Origin of the sequence: Nocardia sp. NPDC051832, assembly GCF_040681285.1 — a bacterium.
Classification (GTDB): Bacteria; Actinomycetota; Actinomycetes; order Mycobacteriales; family Mycobacteriaceae; genus Nocardia.
The window spans coordinates 1,161,520-1,185,509 of record NZ_JBFAYL010000003.1 but is presented as its reverse complement, the minus strand read 5'-3'; the positions used below and the strand labels follow the sequence as shown (position 1 = coordinate 1,185,509).

23 protein-coding genes are annotated in these 23,990 nt (G+C 67.9%); 9 read left to right on the top strand and 14 right to left on the bottom strand.

Annotated elements, in window-relative coordinates; genetic code table 11:
* Positions 1 to 135 precede the first annotated feature (135 nt).
* The 3 genes from AB0M14_RS23215 to AB0M14_RS23205 all read left to right on the top strand — a co-directional run bounded on the left by AB0M14_RS23215 (position 136) and on the right by AB0M14_RS23205 (position 4,045).
* Positions 136 to 633, top strand: coding sequence for a PH domain-containing protein (locus AB0M14_RS23215; RefSeq protein ID WP_364999029.1), 498 nt, complete (start codon positions 136 to 138; stop codon positions 631 to 633).
* Positions 630 to 2,180, top strand: coding sequence for a PH domain-containing protein (locus tag AB0M14_RS23210; protein ID WP_364998189.1), 1,551 nt, complete (start codon positions 630 to 632; stop codon positions 2,178 to 2,180). The genes AB0M14_RS23215 and AB0M14_RS23210 overlap by 4 nt, the downstream gene beginning before the upstream one ends.
* A 92-nt stretch (positions 2,181 to 2,272) precedes the next feature.
* On the top strand, positions 2,273 to 4,045 hold the full coding sequence (locus tag AB0M14_RS23205) for an APC family permease (RefSeq protein ID WP_364999028.1): 1,773 nt from the start codon (positions 2,273 to 2,275) through the stop codon (positions 4,043 to 4,045).
* 26 nt (positions 4,046 to 4,071) lie between these two features.
* Here AB0M14_RS23205 and AB0M14_RS23200 read toward each other — a convergent pair whose 3' ends face one another.
* The 6 genes from AB0M14_RS23200 to typA form a co-directional block, all read right to left on the bottom strand.
* Positions 4,072 to 4,557, bottom strand: coding sequence for a hypothetical protein (locus AB0M14_RS23200; RefSeq protein ID WP_364998187.1), 486 nt, complete (start codon positions 4,555 to 4,557; stop codon positions 4,072 to 4,074).
* On the bottom strand, positions 4,554 to 4,712 hold the full coding sequence (locus AB0M14_RS23195; protein WP_364998185.1) for a hypothetical protein: 159 nt from the start codon (positions 4,710 to 4,712) through the stop codon (positions 4,554 to 4,556). The genes AB0M14_RS23200 and AB0M14_RS23195 overlap by 4 nt, the downstream gene beginning before the upstream one ends.
* Before the next feature lie 28 nt (positions 4,713 to 4,740).
* Positions 4,741 to 6,219, bottom strand: coding sequence for an amino acid permease (locus tag AB0M14_RS23190; RefSeq protein WP_364998183.1), 1,479 nt, complete (start codon positions 6,217 to 6,219; stop codon positions 4,741 to 4,743).
* Positions 6,220 to 6,310: 91 nt separating this feature from the next.
* Positions 6,311 to 7,207, bottom strand: coding sequence for an N-acetyl-1-D-myo-inositol-2-amino-2-deoxy-alpha-D-glucopyranoside deacetylase (gene mshB, locus AB0M14_RS23185; RefSeq protein ID WP_364998181.1), 897 nt, complete (start codon positions 7,205 to 7,207; stop codon positions 6,311 to 6,313).
* 28 nt (positions 7,208 to 7,235) lie between these two features.
* On the bottom strand, positions 7,236 to 8,972 hold the full coding sequence (locus tag AB0M14_RS23180) for an ABC transporter family substrate-binding protein (RefSeq protein WP_364999026.1): 1,737 nt from the start codon (positions 8,970 to 8,972) through the stop codon (positions 7,236 to 7,238).
* A 138-nt stretch (positions 8,973 to 9,110) separates the two neighbouring features.
* A complete protein-coding gene (gene typA, locus AB0M14_RS23175) occupies positions 9,111 to 11,012 on the bottom strand; it encodes a translational GTPase TypA (protein ID WP_364998179.1) in 1,902 nt (633 codons plus the stop codon).
* A 149-nt stretch (positions 11,013 to 11,161) separates the two neighbouring features.
* Between typA and AB0M14_RS23170 the strand changes: the two genes are divergently transcribed.
* Both AB0M14_RS23170 and AB0M14_RS23165 read left to right on the top strand, forming a co-directional pair.
* Positions 11,162 to 11,338 carry a hypothetical protein gene (locus AB0M14_RS23170; protein ID WP_194815335.1) on the top strand — a complete coding sequence of 59 codons (177 nt, stop codon included), beginning with the start codon at positions 11,162 to 11,164 and terminating at the stop codon, positions 11,336 to 11,338.
* 21 nt (positions 11,339 to 11,359) lie between these two features.
* Positions 11,360 to 11,665: a 4a-hydroxytetrahydrobiopterin dehydratase gene (locus AB0M14_RS23165; protein WP_364998176.1), complete on the top strand. Its 306-nt coding sequence runs from the start codon at positions 11,360 to 11,362 to the stop codon at positions 11,663 to 11,665.
* Here the strand turns inward: AB0M14_RS23165 and AB0M14_RS23160 are convergent.
* Positions 11,595 to 12,857: a mannosyltransferase gene (locus AB0M14_RS23160; RefSeq protein ID WP_364998174.1), complete on the bottom strand. Its 1,263-nt coding sequence runs from the start codon at positions 12,855 to 12,857 to the stop codon at positions 11,595 to 11,597. The two genes, AB0M14_RS23165 and AB0M14_RS23160, sit on opposite strands and share 71 nt — an antisense overlap.
* Positions 12,858 to 13,194: 337 nt before the next feature.
* Here AB0M14_RS23160 and AB0M14_RS23155 point away from each other — a divergent pair, with 337 nt between their 5' ends.
* The 3 genes from AB0M14_RS23155 (at position 13,195) to AB0M14_RS23145 (ending at position 16,018) form a co-directional block, all read left to right on the top strand.
* Positions 13,195 to 13,980 carry a hypothetical protein gene (locus AB0M14_RS23155; RefSeq protein WP_364998172.1) on the top strand — a complete coding sequence of 262 codons (786 nt, stop codon included), beginning with the start codon at positions 13,195 to 13,197 and terminating at the stop codon, positions 13,978 to 13,980.
* A gap of 101 nt (positions 13,981 to 14,081) precedes the next feature.
* Positions 14,082 to 14,441 (top strand): hypothetical protein, encoded by a 360-nt coding sequence (locus AB0M14_RS23150; protein ID WP_364998170.1) that lies wholly within the window; start codon positions 14,082 to 14,084, stop codon positions 14,439 to 14,441.
* Between the two features lie 206 nt (positions 14,442 to 14,647).
* Entirely contained in the window at positions 14,648 to 16,018 is a 1,371-nt protein-coding gene (locus AB0M14_RS23145) for a hypothetical protein (RefSeq protein ID WP_364998168.1), read from the top strand.
* Positions 16,019 to 16,182: 164 nt separating this feature from the next.
* Here the strand turns inward: AB0M14_RS23145 and AB0M14_RS23140 are convergent, their stop codons facing one another.
* The gene (locus AB0M14_RS23140) at positions 16,183 to 17,073 is read right to left on the bottom strand and encodes an oxidoreductase (RefSeq protein WP_364998166.1); all 891 of its coding nucleotides are present in this window, start codon (positions 17,071 to 17,073) and stop codon (positions 16,183 to 16,185) included.
* Between the two features lie 62 nt (positions 17,074 to 17,135).
* On the opposite strand from AB0M14_RS23140, the gene AB0M14_RS23135 reads away from it, so the two are divergent.
* Entirely contained in the window at positions 17,136 to 17,732 is a 597-nt protein-coding gene (locus AB0M14_RS23135) for a TetR/AcrR family transcriptional regulator (RefSeq protein WP_364998164.1), read from the top strand.
* Positions 17,733 to 17,865: 133 nt separating this feature from the next.
* Here AB0M14_RS23135 and AB0M14_RS23130 read toward each other — a convergent pair whose 3' ends face one another.
* The 6 genes from AB0M14_RS23130 to AB0M14_RS23105 all read right to left on the bottom strand — a co-directional run bounded on the left by AB0M14_RS23130 (position 17,866) and on the right by AB0M14_RS23105 (position 23,924).
* A complete protein-coding gene (locus tag AB0M14_RS23130) occupies positions 17,866 to 18,840 on the bottom strand; it encodes a diiron oxygenase (RefSeq protein WP_364998162.1) in 975 nt (324 codons plus the stop codon).
* Positions 18,841 to 18,970: 130 nt separating this feature from the next.
* The gene (locus tag AB0M14_RS23125; protein WP_364998160.1) at positions 18,971 to 19,672 is read right to left on the bottom strand and encodes a TetR/AcrR family transcriptional regulator; all 702 of its coding nucleotides are present in this window, start codon (positions 19,670 to 19,672) and stop codon (positions 18,971 to 18,973) included.
* Positions 19,673 to 19,704: 32 nt separating this feature from the next.
* Positions 19,705 to 20,400 carry a DUF1906 domain-containing protein gene (locus tag AB0M14_RS23120; RefSeq protein WP_364998158.1) on the bottom strand — a complete coding sequence of 232 codons (696 nt, stop codon included), beginning with the start codon at positions 20,398 to 20,400 and terminating at the stop codon, positions 19,705 to 19,707.
* 206 nt (positions 20,401 to 20,606) lie between these two features.
* Entirely contained in the window at positions 20,607 to 21,731 is a 1,125-nt protein-coding gene (locus tag AB0M14_RS23115; RefSeq protein ID WP_364998156.1) for a hypothetical protein, read from the bottom strand.
* A gap of 213 nt (positions 21,732 to 21,944) precedes the next feature.
* Positions 21,945 to 22,541, bottom strand: coding sequence for a CHAP domain-containing protein (locus tag AB0M14_RS23110; RefSeq protein WP_364998154.1), 597 nt, complete (start codon positions 22,539 to 22,541; stop codon positions 21,945 to 21,947).
* Between the two features lie 42 nt (positions 22,542 to 22,583).
* Complete coding sequence (locus AB0M14_RS23105) at positions 22,584 to 23,924, bottom strand: MFS transporter (protein ID WP_364999024.1); 1,341 nt, start codon at positions 23,922 to 23,924, stop codon at positions 22,584 to 22,586.
* Positions 23,925 to 23,990 lie beyond the last annotated feature (66 nt).

Here is a 23,990-nt window from a genome sequence, read left to right as displayed (position 1 = left end):
ACACATCCCGGACTGTCTCCCTCGACCGCTATGAGTCACCCGGACCAGGGCCCGAACCCCGGTCATGAGCGGGACAACCGCGCCGGGGCGCGTCGTTATTCCCTCGAGATTCCGAAGTTCGGGCAAGATGACATGATGTCGCTGCCGCGCACGATCATGGCCGATCCCGCCTGGCGCCCGAGCCCGAAAGCCCGGCTGCTCTGGGCCGCGCAGACGGCTGCGGGATGGCTGGTGCCGGTGCTCGCGTTGCTGGTCTGGGCAGCGGTCGATGCCGGCCGCCGCGGGTCGGCGTTGCTGTCGCTGGGCATCGCGCTGGTGCTGGCGGCGATCACCACCGTGGTCGTTCCGCTGTGGCGGTATTCGGTGCACCGGTGGGAGGTCACCGCGGAGGCGGTCTACACCCGGGTCGGCTGGCTGACCCAGGAGAGCCGGGTCGCGCCGATCTCCCGGATCCAGACCGTCGACACCCAGCGCGGTCCGCTGGAGCGAATGCTCGGGCTGGCCACGGTGACCGTCACGACCGCCTCGTCCGCCGGCGCGGTGCACATCTCCGCGCTGGATCTGGCCGTCGCCGAACAGACCGTGCAGCGGCTCACCGAGATCGCCGCGCAGCATCGCGGGGACGCCACGTGACCGAGGCCGCCGATCCACCCCTAACCGGCGCGCCGTGGCTGCGCCTGGACAAGCGGATGCTGCTGGTGCATCCGGTGACCGAGCTGGTGAAGTTCATTCCGGTGCTGATCGGCACCGTGCTGCTGGGCACAAGTAGCGGCAATCATCTGTGGAGTCTGATCCCGCTGGCGCTGATCGTGCTGTTCGCGCTCACCCGCTGGTTCACCACGAGTTATCGCGTCGGGCCGACGCATGTGGAGTTGCGCACCGGGTTGATCCAGCGCAACAAACTGTCGGTGCCGCGCTCCCGGATCCGATCGGTCGATATCGAAGCCGACCTGCTGCGGCGGGCGCTCGGGCTGGCGGTGGTGGTTATTGGCACCGGCAAGACCGCGGACCGGGAGGACAAGTTCAAGCTGGACGCGCTCGATGCCCGGGTGGTGCCGGGCCTCCGCGCCGAACTGCTCGCACACACCGCGGAAAGTGCTGCGGCGCAGTCTATTTCGGAGGAGATCACGGCGAAGCCGGCTCGCCCCGAGCGGGAGATCGGCCACTGGCAACCGATTTGGGCGCGCTACGCGCCGCTGTCGCTGACGGGGTTCGCCGTGGTCGCGCCGCTGGTCGGCTTCGCGTTCCAATACGGTCTGGGCGGGGTGCTGTTCGAATCCCGTGCGGCACAGAACATCGAGAACGGCAGCGTCGCGGTCATCGTGCTGGCGGCGCTCGCCCTGGTCGCCGCGATCGTGCTCGTGGTCAGCCTCGCCGCCTGCACCCGGTATCTGGCCACCTATCACGACCTGAAGGTGCTCGACGACGGACGCACCCTGCACCTGCGGCACGGCCTGTTCACCACCCGCCAGATCACCATGGACCTGGCCCGATTCCGCGGCGCCACGGTGAAGGAGCCGCTGCTGCTGCGGCTCGCCGGCGCGGCCGAACTCGAAGCGATCATGGTCGGCGAGAAACCCAAGCTGACGCTGCTCCCCCAAGCCCCGCGCGCCGCCGTGGAACGCACGCTCGCCGAATTGCTCGGCCCGCGCCAAGGCGCCGCCGACTCGGGCAGCACCGTCCAGGGGAGCGCGCCGCTGACCCCGCACGGGCCGGTCGCCCGCCGGCGCAGGCACACCCGGGCGCTCACCCCCGCGGTACTGATCACGCTGGCGCTGTACCTGATACACCTCGGCGGGACGGAGCTTTCGCTCTGGTGGCTGCTGCTGCCGCTCGGCGTCGCGCTGCTCGGTGCGGCCCTCGCCGAGGACCGCTATCGCGGACTCGGGCACACCGTGATCCCGGCGACCAGCACCTCCCCCGCCTGGCTGATCACCCGGTCCGGCTCACTGGACCGCGCCCGCGACTGCCTGGAAGCGCCCGGCGTCATCGGCTGGACGGTGCGGCAATCGTTCTGGCAGCGGCGCTCCGGAGTCGCCACCGTCATCGCGGCGACCGCGGCCGGCCGGAAGCGCTACCTCGTGATCGACATCCCCCTCGACGAGGCGTGGCCGCTGATCGAAGCGGTGACACCCGGCCGCCTCGGCGATCGGGGCGCGGCGGGTGTCGCTGCCGAATAGCTGAGGTCCCGCCGCGTTGAATACAAGCCGTGGTCGACATTGCGGAACCGCGGACTGACGAGTTGCCGATCGCCGACCCGCGGGTGCGGCGGATGCAGAAAGGCGACAAATATCGGCTGACCACCGTCGGCGGTCTGGCGGCCTTGTCGCTGGATGCGCTGTCGAGCGTGGCCTACGGTCCCGAGGCGATCGTGCTGGTGCTCGTCGTGGCCGGGTCGGCGGCGGTGTCGTGGACGCTGCCCGTGGCCGGTGCGATCGCCGCACTGTTGCTCGTGCTCGTGCTGTCGTATCGGCAAGTGATCGCGGTGCATCCGGACGGCGGCGGGTCCTACGCGGTCGCGAAGAAGCGCCTGGGCCGGTTCGCGGCGCTGCTGGCGGCGGCGAGCCTGGTGGTGGACTACGTGCTCACCGTCGCGGTCAGTCTCGCGGCGGGCGCGGCCAGCCTGGCGAGCGCGTTCCCGGCGCTCGGCGATCACCTGCTGACGCTCACGCTGGCCGGGCTCGCGCTGCTGACGGTGCTCAACCTGATCGGCGTCGCGGAATCGGCGAAAGTCCTGATGGCGCCGGCGTTCCTGTTCATAACGCTGATGGTCGCGGTGATCGTGACCGGACTGGTGCGATCGGAACCGGTCGCCGTCATCGGGACGGACGAGGCGCCGTTCCCGGTGCTCGAAGCGGTCGGAATCCTGTTGCTGCTCAAAGCCTTCGCGGCCGGTTGTTCGGCGCTCACGGGCGTCGAGGCGATCGCCAACGCGGTGCCCGCCTTCCGCAGCCCGGCCGCGCGGCGCGCCCAGCACACCGAGGTCGCGCTCGGCGTGCTGCTCGGTGTCATGTTGCTCGGGTTGTCCTGGCTGATCCGGCAGCACGAGGTGGTCCCGCGCGGCGGGGTGACCATCCTGGCCCAGCTGGCGGCGGCCGCGTTCGGCACCGGCTGGCTGTTCTACCTCACCAACCTCGCCGTCACCGTGGTGCTGGTGCTGGCCGCCAACACCAGCTTCGGCGGCCTGCCGGTCCTGCTGTCGCTGCTGGCCAAGGACCGGCGGCTGCCCTCGCTGTTCGCGATGCGTTCGGAGCGCCCGGTTTTCCGCTACGGCGTGCTCGCCCTCGCCCTGACCGCCGGGCTCATCCTGCTCGTCGTCGACGCCGACACCCACCGGCTGCTCCCGCTCTACGCGATCGGGGTTTTCATCGGATTCACGATCAGCCAAACAGGTTTGGTGCGGCACTGGTTCCAGGAGCGGGGCCGCGGCTGGCGCTCCCGCATGCTGCTCAACGGTTTCGGCGCCGTCCTCACCTGCGTCGCGGGCATCGTGCTGCTGGCCGAGAAGTTCCACGAGGGCGCGTGGCTGCTCCTGATCATCGTGCCCGCCTTGATAATCCTGTTCGCCCGCACCGAGAACTATTACCGCGCGATAGCGGAGAAGATGCACCTCGGCCAGATCCCGCCGCCGCTGACCTGCACCCCCGACAACGACCCACTGGTCATCGTCCCCGTCGTCACGATGAGCGACGTCACCGTCCACGCCCTCGAAGCCGCGCTCCGGATGCGCGGCGAAATCATCGCCGTCGCAGCCGAAATCGACCCGGCGAAAACCAAGGCCCTCAGCGCCCGCTGGACCGAATGGAACCCCGGCATCCCCCTCGTCGTCCTCCCCTGCCCCCACCGCAACCTGGTAGCCACCCTCACCGGCTACGTCCGCAAGCAAACCGCCGACCGCCGCCACGTCACCGTCCTGCTGGCCCAGATGGAACCAAAACGCTGGCGCCACCGCATCTTCCACAACCCCCGCGGCCCCGTCCTGGCCACCGCCCTGCGCGCCCGCACCGACGCCGTCGTCGCCACCATGGCCGTCCGGATCGACTGATCAGATCCCGATCTGGGTAGCCCAGTTCACCGAGCGGGTGAGCGCGCCGGGTTCCATTGGAAGACGGCGTAGAGCAGGGGCGGGATCGCGCCGCAGAGCAGCAGGATGAGGGTTGGCCAGTCGCTCAGGAGCATGATGTCGCCGCCGGGGCCTGGGATCGTGCAGAGGAAGAAGCCGAAGGCCCAGGCGAGTAAGGGCAGCAGCATGATGCGCAGGCGGGAGGTCAGGGTGCCCATTGCCGCTACCAGCAGGACGTTCAGTACTGCTGCGAGGAGTGCGGTGACTGGGAAGGGGGTGGCGCCGCCGGTGCCGGCGACGGCGACGTCCGCCGCGACCACGACGGGTTCCGAGGCGGGGATGCCGGAACGGCCGAGATAGAAGGGCAGGTACAGCACTTCCACCGCGAGGGTGAACAGACCGCTCAGGACGAGCAAGGTCATCAGGACACCCCGGGGTGTCCGTTCGGCGGGGTCGGCGTCGGGCTCGGCGCGCTGGTCCACGGTGGCAGTCACGGGACCGGGGGGAAGCCGAGGAGGGTCAGCAGGTGACTCTGCATGTCCACGAAGGTGTACAGGGCGTGCATGTACAGCTCGTGTTGCGCCGGGCCGTAGGGCCGCAGGCTGTCCACGAAAGCCGCGATGGCGTTCTGCAGATCCCAGTTGTACACAATGGCGAGTCTACGGCTAACAGACTGACTAGCGCGGCTCGCCGTCCATGGGGAGATTGGCGACGACCGGGAACTGGCCGGTGTGGCCTTCGCGCTGTTCGGCGATGGCGAGGACGCGTTTGCGGGCGGCGAACCAGCCGATGACGAGGGCCGGGATGATGACCACCAGGGCGCCGACGGTCCAGCTGCCGATCGGGTGGTCGAAGGCCATCAGGACGACCACGAAGAACAAGAAGACCAGGGTGATCACGCCTGTGTAGGGCGCGCCCATCATCCGGAACGACGGCCGCTGCACCTTGCCCTGCTTGGACCATCGGTAGAACTGCAGCTGGCACAGCACGATGGTGGCCCAGGAGGAGACGATGCCGAGCGAGGCGAGGTTCAGCACGATATTGAACGCCTGGTCCGGCACGATGCCGTTCAACGCGATGCCGAACAGCGCGACCAAGCTGGTGAGCAGGATGCCGCCGTAGGGCACGCCGTTCTTGCCCATCACACCGGTGAACTTCGGCGCGCTGCCGTTCATCGACATCGACCGCAGGATCCGGCCGGTGGAGTACAGGCCGGCGTTGAGACTGGAGAACGCGGCGGTGAGCACGACGAGGTTCATCACGCTGCCGATGCCGGGGACGCCGAGCGCGGCGAAGAAGGTGACGAACGGGCTCTCGCTGGACTTGTAGGCGGTGTAGGGCAGCAGCAGCCCGAGCAGCACCACGGAGCCCACATAGAAGATCGCGATCCGCAGGATGACCGAGTTGATGGCGCGCGGCATGATCTTCTCGGGATTCTCCGTCTCGCCCGCCGCGGTGCCGACGAGTTCGACGGCCGCATAGGCGAACACGACGCCGGAGGTGACCACGACCAGCGGCAGCAGCCCGGTCGGGAACAGTCCGCCGTTGTCGGTGACCACCGACATGCCGGTCGGATGCCCCTGCACGGTGAAGCGCCCGAGCAGGAAGATCGTGCCGATGATGAGGAACGCGCTCAGCGCGAACACCTTCACCAGCGCGGCCCAGAACTCCATCTCGCCGAACCACTTCACCGACATCAGGTTGATGCCGAGCACGATGACGAGCGCGATCAACGCCAGCACCCACTGCGGGATGCTGGAGAAACCGGCCCAGTAGTGGAAGTACTGCGCGATGGCGGTGGTGTCGGCGATGCCGGTCATGGACCAGTTCAGGAAGTACATCCAGCCGGCCACGAACGCGGCCCTCTCGCCGAAGAACTCCCGCGCGTAGGAGACGAACGATCCGGAGGACGGCCGGTGCAGCACCAGTTCGCCCAGGGCCCGCAGGATCAGGAAGGCGAACACGCCGCACACCGCGTAGACCAGGAACAGGCCGGGCCCCGCGCTGGCGAGTCGCCCGCCCGCACCCAGGAACAGGCCCGTGCCGATGGCGCCGCCGATGGCGATCATCTGCAGCTGTCGCGGCTTGAGGCTCTTGTGATAGCCGTGATCCTCGACGCTGAGGTGGTTCGTCTCGTTGTCGCTGACTGCCGTCATGAAACGTGCATTCCTCCGCGTCGAACGTCAATGAACGAACGAACCTTACCCCGCGCTAAGAGTAACTCAGCAGACGCCCAGCTACCGGTATCTAGCGGCCGTGGGCCACAATTCGGGCAATCCCGGCAAACAGGTCGTGCTCGCGCCCGTCGGCGCCGGCCGGGCCGCGCGCGCCGCGCACCAGGACGTAGTGCTCCTCGGGCAGCACCGGCTGGGCGACGTTGTTCGAGAGCGCGAAATCGCGGCCGGTGGGCGCGACGGTCACCTGGGTCGCGTGCGCGCGCAAGGCGGCCCGCTTCGCGGCCAGCGCGTCGGAGCAGTCGATGGTCGTAGTGACGGTCCGGCTCGGCACACAGGCGAGTTCGTCCGCGGTGGGCAGCCGCCAGCCGGCGGGCAGCGCGCCGGGCAACCCCTCGACGGTGCGCCGGGCCAGCGCGGCGGTGTGCAGGTGCAGGGTGTCGGCGTCGGTCACGGTCCAATAGAACTTCGGTGTGTCCCAGCCCTTTTCAGCCGCCGCGTGCACCGCCGCCGTGGTGATCTCGTGGGCGCGAATGTGATCCGGATGCCCGTAGCCGCCCTTGGGGTCGTAGCCGACGATCACATCGGGCCGCAGCTCCAGCACGATCTCGGTGAGCGCGTCCACCGCCGCCGGCCCGGAATTGACGAAGGCCCTGGGGTTCTCGGCGGACGGCGTGCCCGCCATCCCGGAATCCCGCCAGCGCCCGGCGCCGCCGAGGAAGCGCGCCGGACCGGCATCCAAAGCCGCCAGCGCCCTTGACAATTCGAGCACCCGATAGCCACCGAGTTGATCGGCGTGGTCGACGGTGAGTTGCGCCCACTCGTCCCCGATCACCTCGCCCTCCTCACCGAGGGTGCAGGTCACCACGGTCACCGGCACGCCGCGGCGCCGGTAGTGCGCGATAGTGCCGCCGGTGGTGATGGATTCGTCGTCCGGGTGCGCGTGCACCAGCAACAGCCCACCCGTCACGACGTCGCCTCGCCGGTGCTGGGCTCGCTCACGGAATCCTCCGCCACATCGCCGCGTCACCGAAGATGCCGACCTGGATGGCTCCGCTCAGCGACGCGCCGTCGACCCGCGGGCCTGCGGCGGCGACCACATTGTCCTGCACGATCGGCAGCACGGTGGACAGATTCCACAGTGCCGGTTCGGCTTCGGCGAGCGTCTGCGGTACGTCCATTCCGCGCAACGCGGCATCGATGGCGGGCTGTAGCGCGGGATCGCACACCCCGGACAGGTTGCTCGGCGCCCGGCGCATCGACTCCAACGTCGTCGCGGCGGTGCCGTCGACGGCGGCGTCCGCCGCCGGCAGGCACCCGTAGCGGGAGGCGAGCACCGTCGCCGGATCGGACCCGGCCACCGCCCAGCCGACGATCGCGTCCACGCCGCCCTCGACCAGTTCCTTGCCGTAGAGCGCGTCCGCGGCCAGGCTGCGCACGGTGGCATCGATTCCGGCGCTGCGCAATTGGTCGGCGGCGGTGTTGGCGACCGCGAGCGTGGTCGCGTCGCCGGTCACCGCGCCGATCCGGATGGCCAGGGCCTTACCGTTTTTGGTGAGCTGACGGGGCTGCGGCGCGGGCGAGGTGGGCGAGGTCGCGGCGGGCGTTTCCGGCGCCCGCGTGTACCCGGCCTCGCCGAGCAAGCCGAAGGCCTCGTCCGCGGACAGCCGCGGCGGCGCGGTCGGGGCGTACCCGGGATCGGAGGGGCTCAGAATCTGGGCCCGCACCGGATCCACCCAGCCGCCGGTCTGCGCGCCGACCGTGGCCAGCAGCGCCGGATCGAGCAGCGCGAAAATCCCACGGCGGACCCGGTTGTCGCTCAGATCCCCGGCGCCGCGCCCGTTCAGCACGAGCTGCAACTGCCGGGACTGCGCCATGATCGCGGTCCGCACCGACGGGATCGCCGCCAGCTGCGCCTGGGTCGCGACACCGCCGTGCACCAGGGTCATCTGCGCGTCCCCCGTGCGCAGCGAATCGGCCAGCTGCGCGGGAGTTCCGCCGCGGCGCAACAGGATCTGGTCCGGGGCAGCCGGCGTCCCCCAGTAGCGGTCGTTGCGCTCGAGCAGGATCTCGTCGCGGCCGCGGTCCACCGACTTGATGCGGAAGTTGCCGCCCGACACCTGAATTCGCTCGACCAGGCCGTTGATGAAACCGCCCGGCGAGTCCTTGAGCAGATGCGAGGGCAGCAGATTCGCGAACAGTTCCCGCCAGGCCGGATACGCCTGGGTCATGGTGACTTTGACGGTCTTGCCGCCATCGGAGGAATCGACATCCGAGATCAACCGGTAGCCGGCCGGATCCACCACGCCGGGCTGGGTGATCATCTGCTGCCACAGGAACCGGAAGTCCTCGGCCGCGATCGGCGCGCCGTCGGACCAGTTGGCCTGATTGCGCAGTGTGTAGGTGATGGTGAAGGGCTCCTGCGCGGTGACCTCGGCCGAGGTCACCAGCGCGGTGTCGGCCACCCAGTCGGTGGCGCCGGGCACCGTACCGCTCGGCACCGGACGGAACGGGCTGGGCAGCACCATCGAACTCACCGCGGCGGTGGCCGGCGACTGATCCGAGCGCAGATGCGGGTTGAACCCGATCCCGATGTCGTCGATGGCCACCACGACGGTGTTCTTGCCCGGCTTGGCCGGCGTCGTCTTGGGGCTGTCGGTGCTCTCGATGGGCGGTGGCGGATTCGCGGTGCATCCAGCGAGCAGCGACACCGATGCCGCCACCAAGACCGCCATCGCGCGCACCCCGGCGCGCCTGACCCCCGTGCTCACACGCCGCACTCTACCTCGCTCGCCGTCGCAGCCATCGATACGAGCGTGCCCGCCCACACGGTCGCGCGGACGGGCACCCTCACGGATTGGGAGAAACCCTAACTACTGGACGGCAGCGCGGTCGCGGGCCTTGCGGCGCGACAGTTCCCGGCCGCGTTCGGTGGCGCCGAGGATCAGCTTGCGCACACGCACGATCTCCGGGGTCACCTCGACGCACTCGTCGTCGGCGCAGAACTCCAGCGCGCCTTCGAGCTCGAGCTGCAACGGCTTGGCCATGGTCTCGAACGTGTCCGCGGTGGCGCTGCGCATGTTGGTCAGCTTCTTCTCGCGGGTGACGTTGATATCGAGATCCTCGGCGCGCGGGTTGATGCCGACGACGTGGCCCTCGTAGGTGTCCGCGCCCGGCTCCACGAAGAACTGGCCGCGGTCGGCGAGCTGGATCATGGCGAACGGGGTGACGGTTCCGGCGCGGTCGGAGACCAGCGCGCCGGTGTGGCGGGCGCGGATCTCGCCGGCCCACGGGGCGTACCCGTGCGAGACGGCGTTGGCGATGCCGGTGCCGCGGGTCTCGGTGAGGAAGTCGGTGCGGAAACCGATCAGGCCACGGGAGGGGACGATGAACTCCATGCGCACCCAGCCGGCGGCGTGGTTGTTCATCTGCACCATCTTGCCCTTGCGGGCGGCCAGCAGCTGGGTGATCGCGCCCAGGTACTCCTCGGGGCAGTCGATGGTCAGCTCTTCGAACGGCTCGTGCACCTTGCCGTCGACGTTCTTGGTGACCACCTGCGGCTTGCCGACGGTCAGCTCGAAGCCCTCGCGGCGCATCTGCTCGACCAGGATGGCCAGCGCCAGCTCGCCGCGGCCCTGCACCTCCCAGGCGTCCGGGCGGCCGATGTCGAGCACGCGCAGCGACACGTTGCCGATCAGTTCCTTGTCGAGGCGGTCCTTGACCATGCGCGCGGTCAGCTTGTGGCCCTTCACCCGGCCCACCATCGGCGAGGTGTTGGTGCCGATGACGACCGAGATCGCGGGCTCGTCGACGGCGATGCGGGGCAGCGCCACCGGGTTCTCCGGATCGGCGAGGGTGTCGCCGATCATGATGTCCGGGATGCCCGCGATGGCGACGATGTCACCGGCCACGGCGACCTCGCCGGGCTGACGCTCGACGCCGATGGTCTGCAGCAACTCGGTGATCTTGACGGTCTTGACGCCGTCGGCGTGCATCCAGGCCACGTTCTGACCCTTGCGCAGTTCACCGGCGTGGATGCGGACCAGGCCGAGGCGGCCCAGGAAGTTGGAGGCGTCGAGGTTGGTGACGTGCGCCTGCAGCGGTGCGGTCGGATCGCCCTTGGGCGCCGGGATGTTCTCCATCAGCACCTGGAACAGGGCGTCCAGGTTCTCGGCGTTCGGGGCTTCGCCGTTCTCCGGGCGCTCCTTGGAGGCCTTGCCCTCGCGGCCGGAGGCGTAGAGGACTGGCAGGTCCAGGGCCAGCTCGGCGGCTTCGGCAGCCTCGTCGTCCAGGTCGGAAGCGAGATCCAGGAGCAGGTCGTGGCTCTCCTCGACGACCTCCGCGATACGCGCGTCCGGGCGGTCGGTCTTGTTGACGACCAGAATGACCGGAAGCTTCGCCGACAATGCCTTGCGCAGCACGAAGCGGGTCTGGGGCAGCGGGCCCTCGGACGCGTCGACCAGCAGCACGACACCGTCGACCATGGACAGGCCACGCTCGACCTCACCACCGAAGTCGGCGTGGCCTGGGGTATCGATCACATTGATGACGGTGACGGAACCATCCGGGTGGTGCCGGTGCACCGCGGTGTTCTTGGCGAGAATGGTGATGCCCTTCTCGCGTTCCAGGTCGCCCGAGTCCATGACCCGGTCGACCAGCTCGGCCCGTTCGGCGAACGCGCCGGACTGCCGCAGCATGGCGTCGACCAGCGTCGTCTTGCCGTGGTCGACGTGGGCCACGATGGCGACGTTGCGAAAATCGCGCGCAGACGACACGCTGAATCCTCCTGCTGTTGGTGTAGGTCGGCCGGCCCTGCAAACAGGTGGCGAAGAAACTCACCCCGGGCTCGCGGCCAGGTGATAGCTTACCGGCAATCCGGTGTCCCCTCCGCGTCCGCATCCCGACTTAGGGTACGCTAACCAATGTGGGCAAGGTGAAAGCCAAGAAGGTTTCCAAGCTGAAACCGAAGAAGAAATGCTGCCGTAAGAAGACGCGCTGCATCAAATGCCCTGTTGTCATCATGCGGATGAAGAAGGCCGAAGCGGCCGGTTGCTGTGGCAAAGACCTCAAGAAAGCCTTGAAACTGGCGCGCGCCGCGTAGCGGATTGGGTAGAACCGGGTCATGAGCAATCCACTGCTTTCCGACGCCGAACTCACCGAAGCGCTCGCCGGCCTGACGGGCTGGACCCGCTCCGGCGACACCCTCACGCGCACCCTCCAGGCGCCGTCGTTCCTGGACGGGATCGAGCTGGTTCGTCAGGTCGCCGAGGTCGCCGAGACGATGAACCACCACCCCGATATCGACATCCGCTGGCGCAAGCTCACCTTCGTGCTGTCCACCCACGACGCGGGCGGTCTCACCGGCCTGGATACCGCGCTGGCTCAGGAGATCGATCGGCTGGCCGCGAAAGCCGGTTCGACCGACTGACCCAAATCACCCAGACGAACAGCACCAGCACACCGAACAGGTCCACCGCGCCCAGCCAGGCCAGCCAGCCGGGCCGGGACACGTCCCAGATCGAGGGCTGCGCGAACGACAGCACCCACGGCACGCCGATCAGCGTGGTCAGCAACCAGAATCCGGCCAGGATCCGCGCGCCCGGGGCCTGCCGCAGCGGGCCGTGCACCAGCCACAGCACGGTCGGCAGCAGCCAGACGAAATGATGCGACCAGGAGATCGGCGAGATCATCAGGCCGAACAGCTGGACGATGATCAGCGTGCCCAGCCGGTCGTCGGGCCCCAGCGTGCGCCAGGCGCAGAAACCCAGCGCCGCGATGACCAGCACACCGGCCAGATACCAGGGACCGGTCTGCACGTCGTAGCCGATGATCCGGCTCAGCGCGCCGCGCATCGACTGGTTCCACACCGAGCCGACCGGACCGATCCGGTCGGCGTCGCCGAGCAGCGTGCCGAAGTAGCGCTCCGCCTCGTGCCGGTTGATCAGGAAGCTGATCCCGACGGTCAGCCCGAAGACGACCGCCGACCACACCGCCGCGCCCCAGCGCCGGCGCGCGACCAGATACAGACCGGTGATCGCCGGAGTCAGCTTGATGCCCGCGATGATGCCGACCAGCCCGCCCGAGACCCACCAGCGCGAGCTGCGCGCGGCGAGCATGGCGCCCAGCACCAGGAAGACGTTCACCTGTCCGTAGTCGATGGTGGTGCGCACCGGCTCCATCCAGACGCCGACCGCGGTCCAGGCGACCGCCGCTGCCTGCCAACCGGTTTCCCGCATCCGCTGCTTACCCAGCAGCAGTTCCAGACTGATCCGCACGATGCCGTAGAGCGCGGCCACGGTGGCCAGCAGCCAGCCGATCGCGATCACCTTGAACGGCAGGAAGTGCAGCGGATAGAACACCAGCGCCGCGAACGGCGGATAGGTGAACGGCAGCGGGAAGTCCGGCGTCTTCTCCGAGTAGGTGTAGTCGTAGAGCTTGTCGGTGAGCAGCGAGGCCGACCCGTCGACGTAGACGTGCAAGTCGACCAGATTCATCCCGTTTTCCGACAGCAGCATCCACAGCAACCGCGCCAGTACGGATAAGCCGAGGGCCAGTACCGCCCAGCGCAGGCGGGTGGCGGCGGCCGGACGCTCGTTCGTCCGAACGCTCTCTGAGGTCACTTCGCAAGCTTTCCAGTCGGAGCGGGCGGGAGGTGCACTACATTAACCGCAGCGCGGAGGCCCACAAGGCGGACGCCCCGGTAGGACCACTCATCAGGGCCCTATAGTGATCGTCTGCGTACACCTCCGCGCCGCGTAATTGCTGATAACATCTGCATCACACTTCACTCGAGTAACACCAGATAGCGCTAGGTTCTGATCACACTGTTCGTCCAACGCGCACTACTAGGACACCGCAGCTGTACAACTCGGTGACCTTGTCCCTAGAGTGACCCCGAAACGATGGGTTTTCACCCCATCGCTCCAGATGTACCCGAAGGTAAGGACGGCTAGACCAGTGCTTCGCAACCGAGGATCGCGGATCGCATTGACCGCTCTCGCCCTGGCCGCGAGTGCTTCACTCGCTGCGCCCACCGCCATTGCGGCCCCGGCGCCCGCGTCCACCGCGGTTTCGAACGACATCCCCATGGTGCCCGAGGGCGTCCCGGTGGATGCGCTCGCCGCGCTGGCTCCGGCCATCGTCGGCTCGATCACCGGCCCAGCCAAGGACATTGCCGACGGTCCGCAGGCGGCCATCCTGGCGCAGGCCCGCGCGCTGCTGGCCACGCTGAATCTGCCCCCGCAGATCAAGGCCACCCTGGAACGCATCATCACTTTCCTGGACGGCAGCGGCGGCGGTGGCCCGACCCTCCCGCAGGACGGCCCGGTGATCGCGCAGTTCCTGTACCCGAGCATCGGCAAGGGCTGCATCAGCGCCACCGCCGACTCGATCGGTACCGCCCTGGCGGTGCCCGGTCCGGCCCAGCTGCCCCCGCCCGGACCGAAGGCCGGCCAGACCGGTTTCGTGTTCACCGCGCTCGGCACCAAGTCGCCGACCGCCGTGCAGAACCCGCCGATGACCGTGCAGTGGATCAACCTGAACACCGGCAAGTCCGGCGTGCAGCCGCTCACCGACGAGGCCAAGATCAACCCGGACGGCCCGGCCACGCTGTCGGCCATCGCCGACACCGGTTCCGGCCGCGTCGTCGCCGTCGTGGGCGGTTCGCTGACCACCCAGGCCGCCGACGCCGAGCCGCGCACGTGCACCTTCCTGCCGATGCTCGGTTTCTTCAACGTCGCTTGATATTTGCCCGGAACCCGGTGGTCTCGCGGCCGCCGGGTTTCGTCGTCTCCGGACCGCGTCGATAGCGCGTAGATCCCGCCGCGGTGTGGTAAACCGAGCTCATGGCGACTGTCGACGAACCACTGCGCCCCGGCCACTCCATCCGGAGCAGGCGATCACATCGCTCCATCCTGTCCATCCGGTCCGAGGGATCCATTCTCTCCATCGGTTCCGCCTATTCGATCCTGTCCATAGGATCGGTCGGCTCGGTGCTGTCCGTCGGTTCGGTGGGCTCGTTCGGCTCGGCGATCTCCTCGTTCTCCTTCAGCAGCCTCGGCTCGGCCTTCTCCGGCCTGTCCCGGTGGTCGATGTTCTCCTGGCGCGGCGATCACGAGGCCCCGGACGCCCGGCCCACCCTGCGCGTGGTGCCGGATGACGAACCGGATCTGCGGGTCGCCCCGCTGAGCCACAGCCAGACCTAGCGGTTGCGCTCCGGCGACCGGGGTGTCATCCTCGTTTCCATGATCAGCACTGATGGAAAGGGCGTCCTGCGCCCGGGCTGTTGAGCCCCCAGGCCACGTTCGTGGCCCACGCACTGTCTCTCGCGGCCCTGCACGGTCCCGGCCCCTGGCCCCGTGACGGATATCCGCTTCCGGATGAAACTCCTGGTGAAAAAGTACTTCCCAGCGTGGTTTTCGATGGTGTGCGCACACACCACTTCCGGGCCGAAAACCAGTCGGCCGCCGAATTGGCCGACCAGATCCTCATCCATTTGGATGCTCCGGACCAACTGCTCGACCTCTTCGCCGGACTGAAGGCAGTCGCCGTCGCCGACGATCTGGTCGGCGAATTGCGCGCCCGCTCCGTGCCCCGCGAAAAGCTGCGCACCGCGGCGCGATTCGTCGCCGAAAACGCCACCCACCGGGAACCCGCCAAACTCGGCATCGTCATGCTCGGCGTCAGCGGCGACCAGCGCGACGCCGAGCTGCTCCAATTGCTGGGCACCCTGGACGAATTCGCGCTCTTCGCGGTCGTCGCCCTGATGAACACCCAGCCCGACCGGCAACGCGCCGTCTTCGAGTTGGCGCAACGGCTGGACGGGTGGGGCCGGATTCACGCCGTCGAACGCCTGAAGGGCTGCTCCGATCCCGATATCAAAGCGTGGCTGCTGCGTTCAGGCTTCCGCAACGGGGTGATGAACGAGTACCTCGCCCATCTCGCCGCGACCACCGGCGGACTCTACGAGGCGCTACTCGAGGATGAAGTCGACGACGCGCTGCTGGACGGTGCGGCCGATATCCTGCAAGCTCTCGCGAACGGCGGCCCCACCGAGGACATGAGCGACTACGACGATGCCCTGCCCGTAATGCACCGCTTCGCCGCACTCATCGCCGATGCCGCCCCGACCCTCACGCGGCTCGACGCCGCGCTGTCGATCGAAAGCCTCTGCCACCGTCAGGGTTTCGAGTGGCCCAAGGGCGAACCGGAACGACTACAAGCCCGCTACGAGACGCTGCTCGAACAGCAACGATGGCGCGACCTGGTGCTGCGAGAACTGGTCACCGAAACACCTGAAGGCCCCTATACCTTCAACGTCGCGCTGTCGTGCGGCGGACAGCTCGGAATGGACCTCTTTCCCCAAGCACTCTCCCGCTTGCGCACCGACCCCCACAACGCCTACATCTGGCAGTGGGTGCTCCGCCGGGCCGACGAGACGACTATCGAGCAAATCACCATGCTCGCGGAAACCCTTCTCCACCTGGATGATTCAGCATCGGGACCGGCCGAGTCCCTCGGTTTCGGCCCAGGTTTCGCTGCCGACCGCGCGCTCGAGACCGTCGTGCGGCACCTCGACAAATTCCCCGGCGTCGGCAGCCCACTACTCGCTGTCGCACTGACCAGCCGCGTAACCCGCTGCCGCCGTGTAGCTTTCGGAATATTGCAGGCCTGGCCACCGGAGCATCGCCCGGCGGAGACTCACGCCTGGATCACCGCGGCAGCCGAGCGCGAACCCAACCCCGAACTACGCCAAGACCTCCTGGCGTTCCTGACGGACTGACCGCAGGCTACTGGTCAACAACCGATCGGGGCCTTCCGCCGAATGTCGCGTGCCAAGCAGTCGGCACGCACCTCGTACCAGCGATGGCCAGATCCGTACCTCCGTAGTGATATTGCCGACCTGACCGGCGTGTTGACAGCAATATCACTACCGGCGAGGGCCGCTTACCCAACGGCGGGGAGGGTGACGCCGGTCAGTTTCTCCGAGGCTTCCCAGAGTTGCTGGGCGAGTTCGGGGTTGGCGGCGGCGCGGGAGCGGCCGACGAGGGTGGGGTAGCCGCGGGTTTCGTAGAAGCCGTCGGGGCCGACGTAGGACGCCGGCGGGATGTCCTGGGTGGCGGCGAACAGGGTGGGTAGGGCGCCGGCGCGGGCATCCTGGGCGATCAGCTTGTTGCCGACCGCCATGACGAGGTCGGCGGCTCGATTCTCGGTGTGGCTCTGTAGATTCGTCGCCGCCCAGCCCGGGTGTGCCGCCAGGGCGCGCACCGGGGATCCGGCGGCGGTGAGCCGCCGCTGGAGTTCCAGGGTGAACAGCAGATTGGCGAGCTTCGACTGACCGTACGCACCGGTTGTGTTGTACGCCCGGGTATTCCAGTTCAGGTCGGCGAGGTCGATGCGGCCCCGGCGGTGCGCTTGGGAGGACACCGTCACCACTCGATCGGTGATCTGCGGGAGCAGCCGCGTGGTGAGCGCGAAGTGGCCCAGGTGGTTGGTGCCGAGCTGGCGTTCGAAGCCGTCGGCGGTGCGTCCCTCGGGCACCATCATGATCCCGGCGTTGTTGATCAGCACGTCGATCGGTCCCGACCAGCCGTCGGCGAATTCCCGGATCGAGGTCAGATCGGCCAGGTCGAGCCGGCGCACCTCGGCCGCGCCGCCGAGCTCGCGCGCGGCCGCCGCGCCGCGCTCGGTATCGCGTACGGCCAGCACGACTCGCGCGCCGACCCGGGCCAGCTCCCGGCTCGTCACCAGCCCGAGGCCGCTATTCGCCCCGGTCACGACCACTGTCCGGCCATCCATGCGCGGTAGATCCTGTGCGGTCCATCGTGTATTCGTCATACCCTCAATGTAGACACTGTCCACAAAGTGGTCAATGACCACATTGATAGGCTGCGCCCATCATGACCTTGAAGCGCTCGTACCACCACGGCGACCTCCGCGAGCAATTGCTGCAGCGCGCCGAGCTCACGCTGCGCGAGTCCGGCGTCGACCGGCTCTCGCTGCGCCAGCTCGCCCGGGACGTCGGCGTCACGCACAACGCCCCCAGCCGCCACTTCCGGGACAAGCAGGCCCTGCTGGACGCGCTGGCGCAGTCGGGTTTCGAGCGGCTGGGCGCGGACTTTCGCGCCACCGACGTCGACGGCCCGTTCGCCGACCGGTTCCGCAGGCTCGCCCGGACGTATCTGAGCTTCGCCGTGGCCAATCCGGCCCTGCTGACCCTGATGTTCGCGCGCAAGCACAGCCCGACCGCCGGCGCCGAAATGGCCGCCGCGGTGCAGCAGGCCTTCACGGTGCCGGCGCTGCTGACCGCGCAGGCGCAGGAACGCGGTGAGATCGTCGCGGGCGACCCGCTGCGCATCGGCATGTCGGTCGCGGTGTCACTACAGGGCCTGGCGAGTTTCGTCAGCTCCGGGCTGGTGACCCCCGAGGCCGCCGAGGAACTCCTCGAAGAGACGATCACCCACCTCACTCAGGGCCTGTTTCCCCGCGACACCTGACCTGTTCCAGGTAAGCCGCCCGTTCCTCGTAGCGCCGATAGTCCATATCCGTGCCGCCACCCAGCGAGGCGGCGGTACGCAGGGCCACGACGATCCCGACCGGCAGCAAGATCCAACTCAGTTCGAGCACCGCTTACCGCCCCGGGTGCCCGGCGCGGGCGGGCTCGCTGCGGTAGCGCGAAGCCGTGCCGTCGATGCGGCAGATCTTCCACAGCACGCGCGAGATCGGGTTGATCAGGCCGAGGTCGGTGGCGAGCATCCGCACATCGGCGAAGAAGTCGCGCAACAGCTTTCGTGATTCCGGACTACGCCAGAAGACCTCCTTGACCACCGAGCGCGGCACGTCGCAGTCCCGCCGGAACTCACGGGTGGGCACCGCGATGAGATCGCAGATGATGCGCATGGTCGGAGCGAAAACCAGCGACAGCACGAACTTCCTGAACCGGCCCATGCGCGGTACCGCGTGCTCGAGGTAGCTGTGCGCGAAGCTGATGTGCCGGGCCTCCTCGGCGACGTGAATCGCCATCACCCGCTCGATCATCGGATGGGTGGAGGCACCCGAGCGCAGCAAGGTCTTCTGCCCGTGGTCGATCGGCTCCTCACCGGCCAGCACCATGACGAAGAACCATTCCGGGAAGAGATTGGCCAGGAACGGCACCAGCGGGCCCACCACCTTCACCCAGGGGCGCATTCCCGGCACGTCCATGCCGATCCGGTTGACCACCTCCTGGAACATCATCGTGTGGTTGCACTCTTCGATGGATTCGTGTGTGCAGTAACGGAACTCGGGCGAACCGTTGGGCAGGCTGAACACGTATTGCATGAGCCCGCGGATGAGGATGTTCTCGAATTGCAGGCCGACCTTCGCGATATTGGCTTGCCGCCACATGCCGATCTGGATCTGCCGTTCCCTGGGGAGCGCCTGATACCAGGGATGCGCGCCGAAGGGGTCGGCGGCCGGCATGATCCAGCGCTCGTCGTCGGCCCGGACCTCGAAATCCGGGTCGTCCCAGGCGATATCGACATACGGATCGAACCGCTTGTGGACCGAGCCGTAGGACAAGGTCGCCAGTGTTTCGGTGTATTCGGTGCTGGTCCCGTTGGACACGGTCGACCGCCTCCTTCACGCTGATCGCGACACCGTGTCGCGGTCAATGCAGTCAGCGTACAACCGTGCACTGGGCGCAGGCAAGGGTTGACCGCGACAAGATGTCGCGGTCATAAGGAGACGGGAGATTTCAGTAGTCGGCGGCAGCCTGGGCCAGCAGGTCGGCGATCGGTACATCGACGTCGACCGAGATCCCGCGCAGCTGCGCCTGCCCTGCCAGCACCATCAGCATCGAATCGGTCAGCGCGCGGCTGACCGAGCCGGCGTCCCATTCCGCGGGTCCGGTCCGCAGCCAGCGCGTCACGGTCCCGTCGACCATCGATACCACCGCGTAGGCCGCCAGGTCGATCGCCGGATCGGCCTGCCCGAACAGTGCGGCGGCGGGCATGAACAGTGCCGAGATGCGTTGGGCGACGGCTTCTTTGGTGCCCGCGACCACGATGACGCCGGAGGGGTCGTGACTACCGGGCCCGTGCTCCACCCACCGGTGCAGCCGAGGATGCGCGGCCACCAGGGTGACGTAGGTGTGCACCGCGCGAAAAACAGTCTCCCGCAGCGTATCGCCGGGATCGAGCGTCGGCATGACCGTGCCGATATACGACTCGACCAGATATTCGCGCGTCTTGGCGTCCAGGTCCTTGCGATCGGCGAAATGCCGGTAGATCACCGAGCGTTTCAACCCGGCTCGGTCCGCGATGTCCTGCAAGGGGATTTCGGTACCCGGCTCGGATTCCTCGATCAGCTCGACCAGGGCGTCCATGATGGCGCGGCGCCGCTCGGCGTTGTGCTCACCCCAACGCCCCCCGGAAGCCTCGACCCGCCGCACGACCATGCCCACAGCATTCCATCTCGCGCGTCAGGCGTTCACCACTGTCCGTAGGACTCGGCCAGGATGTGATTGAGGTCGACGCCGATGCCGTCGACCACCCGCTTGTCGATTTCGAACTGATGCAGGTGCGCGGCGGGGTGCACATAACCCTGCGGCGTGCCCCAATTGTGTTGCCAGTAATAGGAACCGAGCCCTGCGGCGATGGACCAGTCGATGGTGGGTGCGTTGCCGTACACGCCGGTGTTCTGGTGCCCGGCCACCGATTCCCAGCCTTCGAGATACGGCCGGATCATGGCGTCGAATTCCTCGGCGCTGGGATTGTCGTCGATCGAGGTATAGATCGGGCGATCGGGCGGGCCGCCCGCTGCCAGGTGCAATTCCAGGCCGCGCTCCGCGTGCCGCTGACCCGCTTCGAAACCGCCGCGCCAGTCCGCGGTGGGCCCCTTGCCGAATTGGTAGCAGGAGACCACCTGGAGCCCGGCGGCGCGCAGCGCCTCGGCTTCGCCGGCCAGCAGCGGTTTGCCCGCCATCCATTCCGCGCCCGGGCGCCGGTCGGAGACATACCGGATGGCGCCGAGATGCCCGGCCTGCATGATCGCGTCGACGGACGGCACGCCGCCCGCGTAGTCGAGGAGGGTGCCGAACGGTTCGGCGGAAACGCGCGGCGCGGTCAACCCGACGGCGGCGACCGCGGCGGCACAGGTGAAAAGAGAACGGCGGGACAACTCCATTACGCAGACTCCTTCGCACAAACCGCAGGGGTGCGCGGGAAGAAATTGCGCACCTTTATGGGCAGCGTGCCCGGCGCACCTTCCCCAAGGTGGCTACATTCCTGCAGCCGCGCGCCGGGAGCCTCGAACGTAAACTCATTTCACCACATTCACAGGGGAACCGCCAGACCCATCGGACTCACTCATCACACGAGTCCCACCGGTCACTAGCGAGTGGTGGCCCCGCCGATTCGCGCCGCGACGTCGATGGTGCGGCCCGAGGCATCGGCCAATTCCTTGCGAATAACGCTCGCGACCTGGGCGACAACTTGTTTCTTGATGCCCGCCAGCGCGCCGAGCGTAGCCGCGCGCATGCCTTCGGCCTTGTATTCGAGCTGAATGTCCGCGCTCGTGAACGGGTCGACATCGATGACGATCGCCAGCGGGTCGGCGGCGCGCGCGGTCAAAACCAGCGGGACACGGACATCCGCGCGGTACCGGTTGGACTTCAGGACGTCGACGGTGATGTCCAGGCTTACCGGCAGCAACAGATCGAAGGAAACTTCCTCGGCCTTGCGGTCGGTCAGCTCCGGTTCCAGGATCGAGCCCTGCACATGCACCGTGGCCTTCTTGCCGGGCCCGGTGCGCAGCGGTCCGACCTCGATCGGACGGCCGGCCATCCGGCGCACCACGTCGAACACCCGGTCCCGGGTGACGATGCGCTCGTAGAAGCGGTGCCCGAACTCGCCGTAGTCGATCCAGTCGAACTCGGTCCGGTCGCGATGCGGAGATTTCGTCCCGCCGACGATGGCCGCCACATCGAAAACCCGCCCGCGCCGCGCCTGCGGTTCGGCCAGGATCGCGTTCACCCGCTTGGCCACCTCGTTCTGCACCACCCCGGCCAGCGGCCCGAGCAGCCATTCCCAGGAGGCGGCGATCGCCTGGGCGCGCAGCACGAAACTGACGTCGCGCGCGGTGATCGGCGGAATATCGATGACGATGAGCACCGGGTCGGCGGTGCGCGCGTGCAGGGCCAGATCGATGTCGACGACCGCCGACAGCCGCAGCTTCTGCCCGCCGAGCAACACCTTTACCGACAGCGAGAGCGGCACGGTGACCTGGTAGATGACGTGCGGGTCCTGCCGCAGCACGACGGGTTCGCCGACTTTGCCCTCGGCGACGAATCCGGCCAGACCGGCGGGCCCCAGGGAGTACGGGCCGATGGACACGCCACGACCGGCCATTCCGGCCACCGCCGCGACGATCCGCTCCTGGGTCACCGCCTGCGCGACGAAGCGCTCTCCGAATTCTGCGTAGTCGATCCAGATCGGATCAGCGCTCACGGCGCTCATGGCTTCGATCGGCTGCAATGTTCCGGAACCCTTACCTGAAGACGGACACCGGACACGCTACGCGAACTAGGTGTCGGGCGGCTTGCGCCGCCCTGTACAAGGCGGGATCCCTGTCCTGCTGATGAGGGGGTAGCAGGACAGGGCCCCTAGTCGACAGCGCTGCCGGGCGCTGCCTACTCCATGGTAAGGCGCGGGCGAAGACTCGCCGATTGATCAACCGCGCAACTTGCCAATTCCCACCACCCCGGGTACGTCCGCGAGTACAAATCGACTGATTCGTACATCGTCGAATTCGTTGCCACCGATGGTGGTGACCTCGCCTCGGTCGTAAGCCAGGACGATATGGGTGTGCTGGGTGAACGGGCTGGCATCGCTGTAGAGCAGCACGTCACCGGTGCGCGGCTGATAGCCGGCGAGCCGGGTGAAGCGACCGGCGCTCTGGTAGTACTCCTGCAGCGTGTAGACGCCGGGAATGCGCCAGGATCCGGAGTTCGGGTTGGCCAGCGGCAGCCCGGCTTCGCGCATGGTCCAGCTGACGAAGTCGGCGCACCACGGTTCTACTTGGCCCTCGGCGTATTTGGTGCCCGCGCCGGGATCCTTGAACTCGCGTTGCAGCACCGCGATCAGCCGGGACTGGTCGGCGCTCAGGGCCGATTTGTCGAGGGCCGGGAACTTGGTGAGGTTCTCGCCGATGACGGCGGATTCACCCGAATGCTGTTGCCACAGGCGCACCCCCAGCACCGCGGCGACGACGAGCGCCACCAGCACCACGCCCAACCCGGCCCAGCGCCCGGCCTTCTGCTTGTTCATGCTCCCCCGGTCCTTCGTCATCCCCCTGTCAAAGTAGACGAATTACGTCCTTTTTCCCATCGGGATGCACGCGGTCAGCGCGATCGCCACGACAGCGGCCGCCATCGCGATGAAGAAGGTGGTGTGGAAACCCTCCCGCGAGGGCAGCACGTGCGCGCCGAGCTGGATAGTCATGTGCGCCAGCACCACGCTCATCACCGCCGAGGAGGTCGAGGTGCCGATCGAGCGCATCAAGGAGTTGAGTCCGTTGGCGGCAGCGGTTTCGGTGATCGGCACCGCGCCCATGATCAGCGCGGGCATCGCGGCGTAGGCCAGGCCGACGCCGCCGGCGCAGATGATCGAGGCCAGCATGATCTGCCAGACGCTGTCCATCAACAACACGGCCAGCAGGTAGCCGACGGCGATGACGGCCGAGCCGAGCATCAGCGTCACCTTGGGGCCGCGCGCCGCCGACAGCCGCGCCGACACCGGCGAGAGCAGCATCATCACCAGTCCGGTCGGCGCCATCACGAGTCCGGCGTTCACCATCGAGAGCCCGAAGCCGTAGCCGGTCTGCTCCGGCGCCATCAGCAACTGCGGGAAGGTCAGCGACATGCCGTAGAGCGCGAAGCCGACCGCGATCGAGGCGATGTTGGTGAACAGCACCCGGGGGCGCGCCGACACCCGGATATCGACCAGCGGGGCGGCCTGGCGCAGTTCGTAGTAGCCCCAGGCGAGGAACATCACCAGCGCGATCGCGAACAGCGTCAGGATCGAACCGCTGGCCCAGCCCCAGTCCGCGCCCTTGGTGATCGCGATCAGCAAGGCCAGCAAGGCGATCGAAAGGCCGACGGCGCCACCGAAATCGAACCGCGCGGGCGTCCGCACCGGGGACTCCGGGACGAAGAAGAACACCAGCGCCGCGCAGAGCACGCCCATGCCGGCCGCGGTCCAGAACAGCATGTGCCAGTCGGCGTTCTGTGCGATCGCGGCGGCGACCGGCAAGCCGATCGCACCGCCCACGCCCAGGGTGGCGCTCATGATCGCCATCGCCGAACCCACCTTCTCGGCGGGCAGTTCATCGCGCATGATGCTGATGCCCAGCGGGATGGCGCCGACCGCCGCGCCTTGCAGCGAGCGACCGATGATCTCGGGCAGCAGCGAGGAGAAGCTCGCGCACACCACCGAACCGGCGATCAGGAACAGCAGGTTCACGAACAGCACCCGCCGCTTGCCGAACATATCGCCGAGCCGGCCGCTGATCGGGGTGAATACCGCGCCCGCGAGCAGGGTCGCGGTGATCACCCAGGACGCGTTGGAGGCCGAGGTGCTCAGCAGCGTGGGCAGCGAGGGAATGATGGGGATGACCAGGGTCTGCATCAGCGAGACGACGACGCCGACCATGCCCAGGGTCGCGATCAGCACGGCAGGCGCGGGGCGTCGAGTCGCTGGACTCGCGTCGGTGGTTTC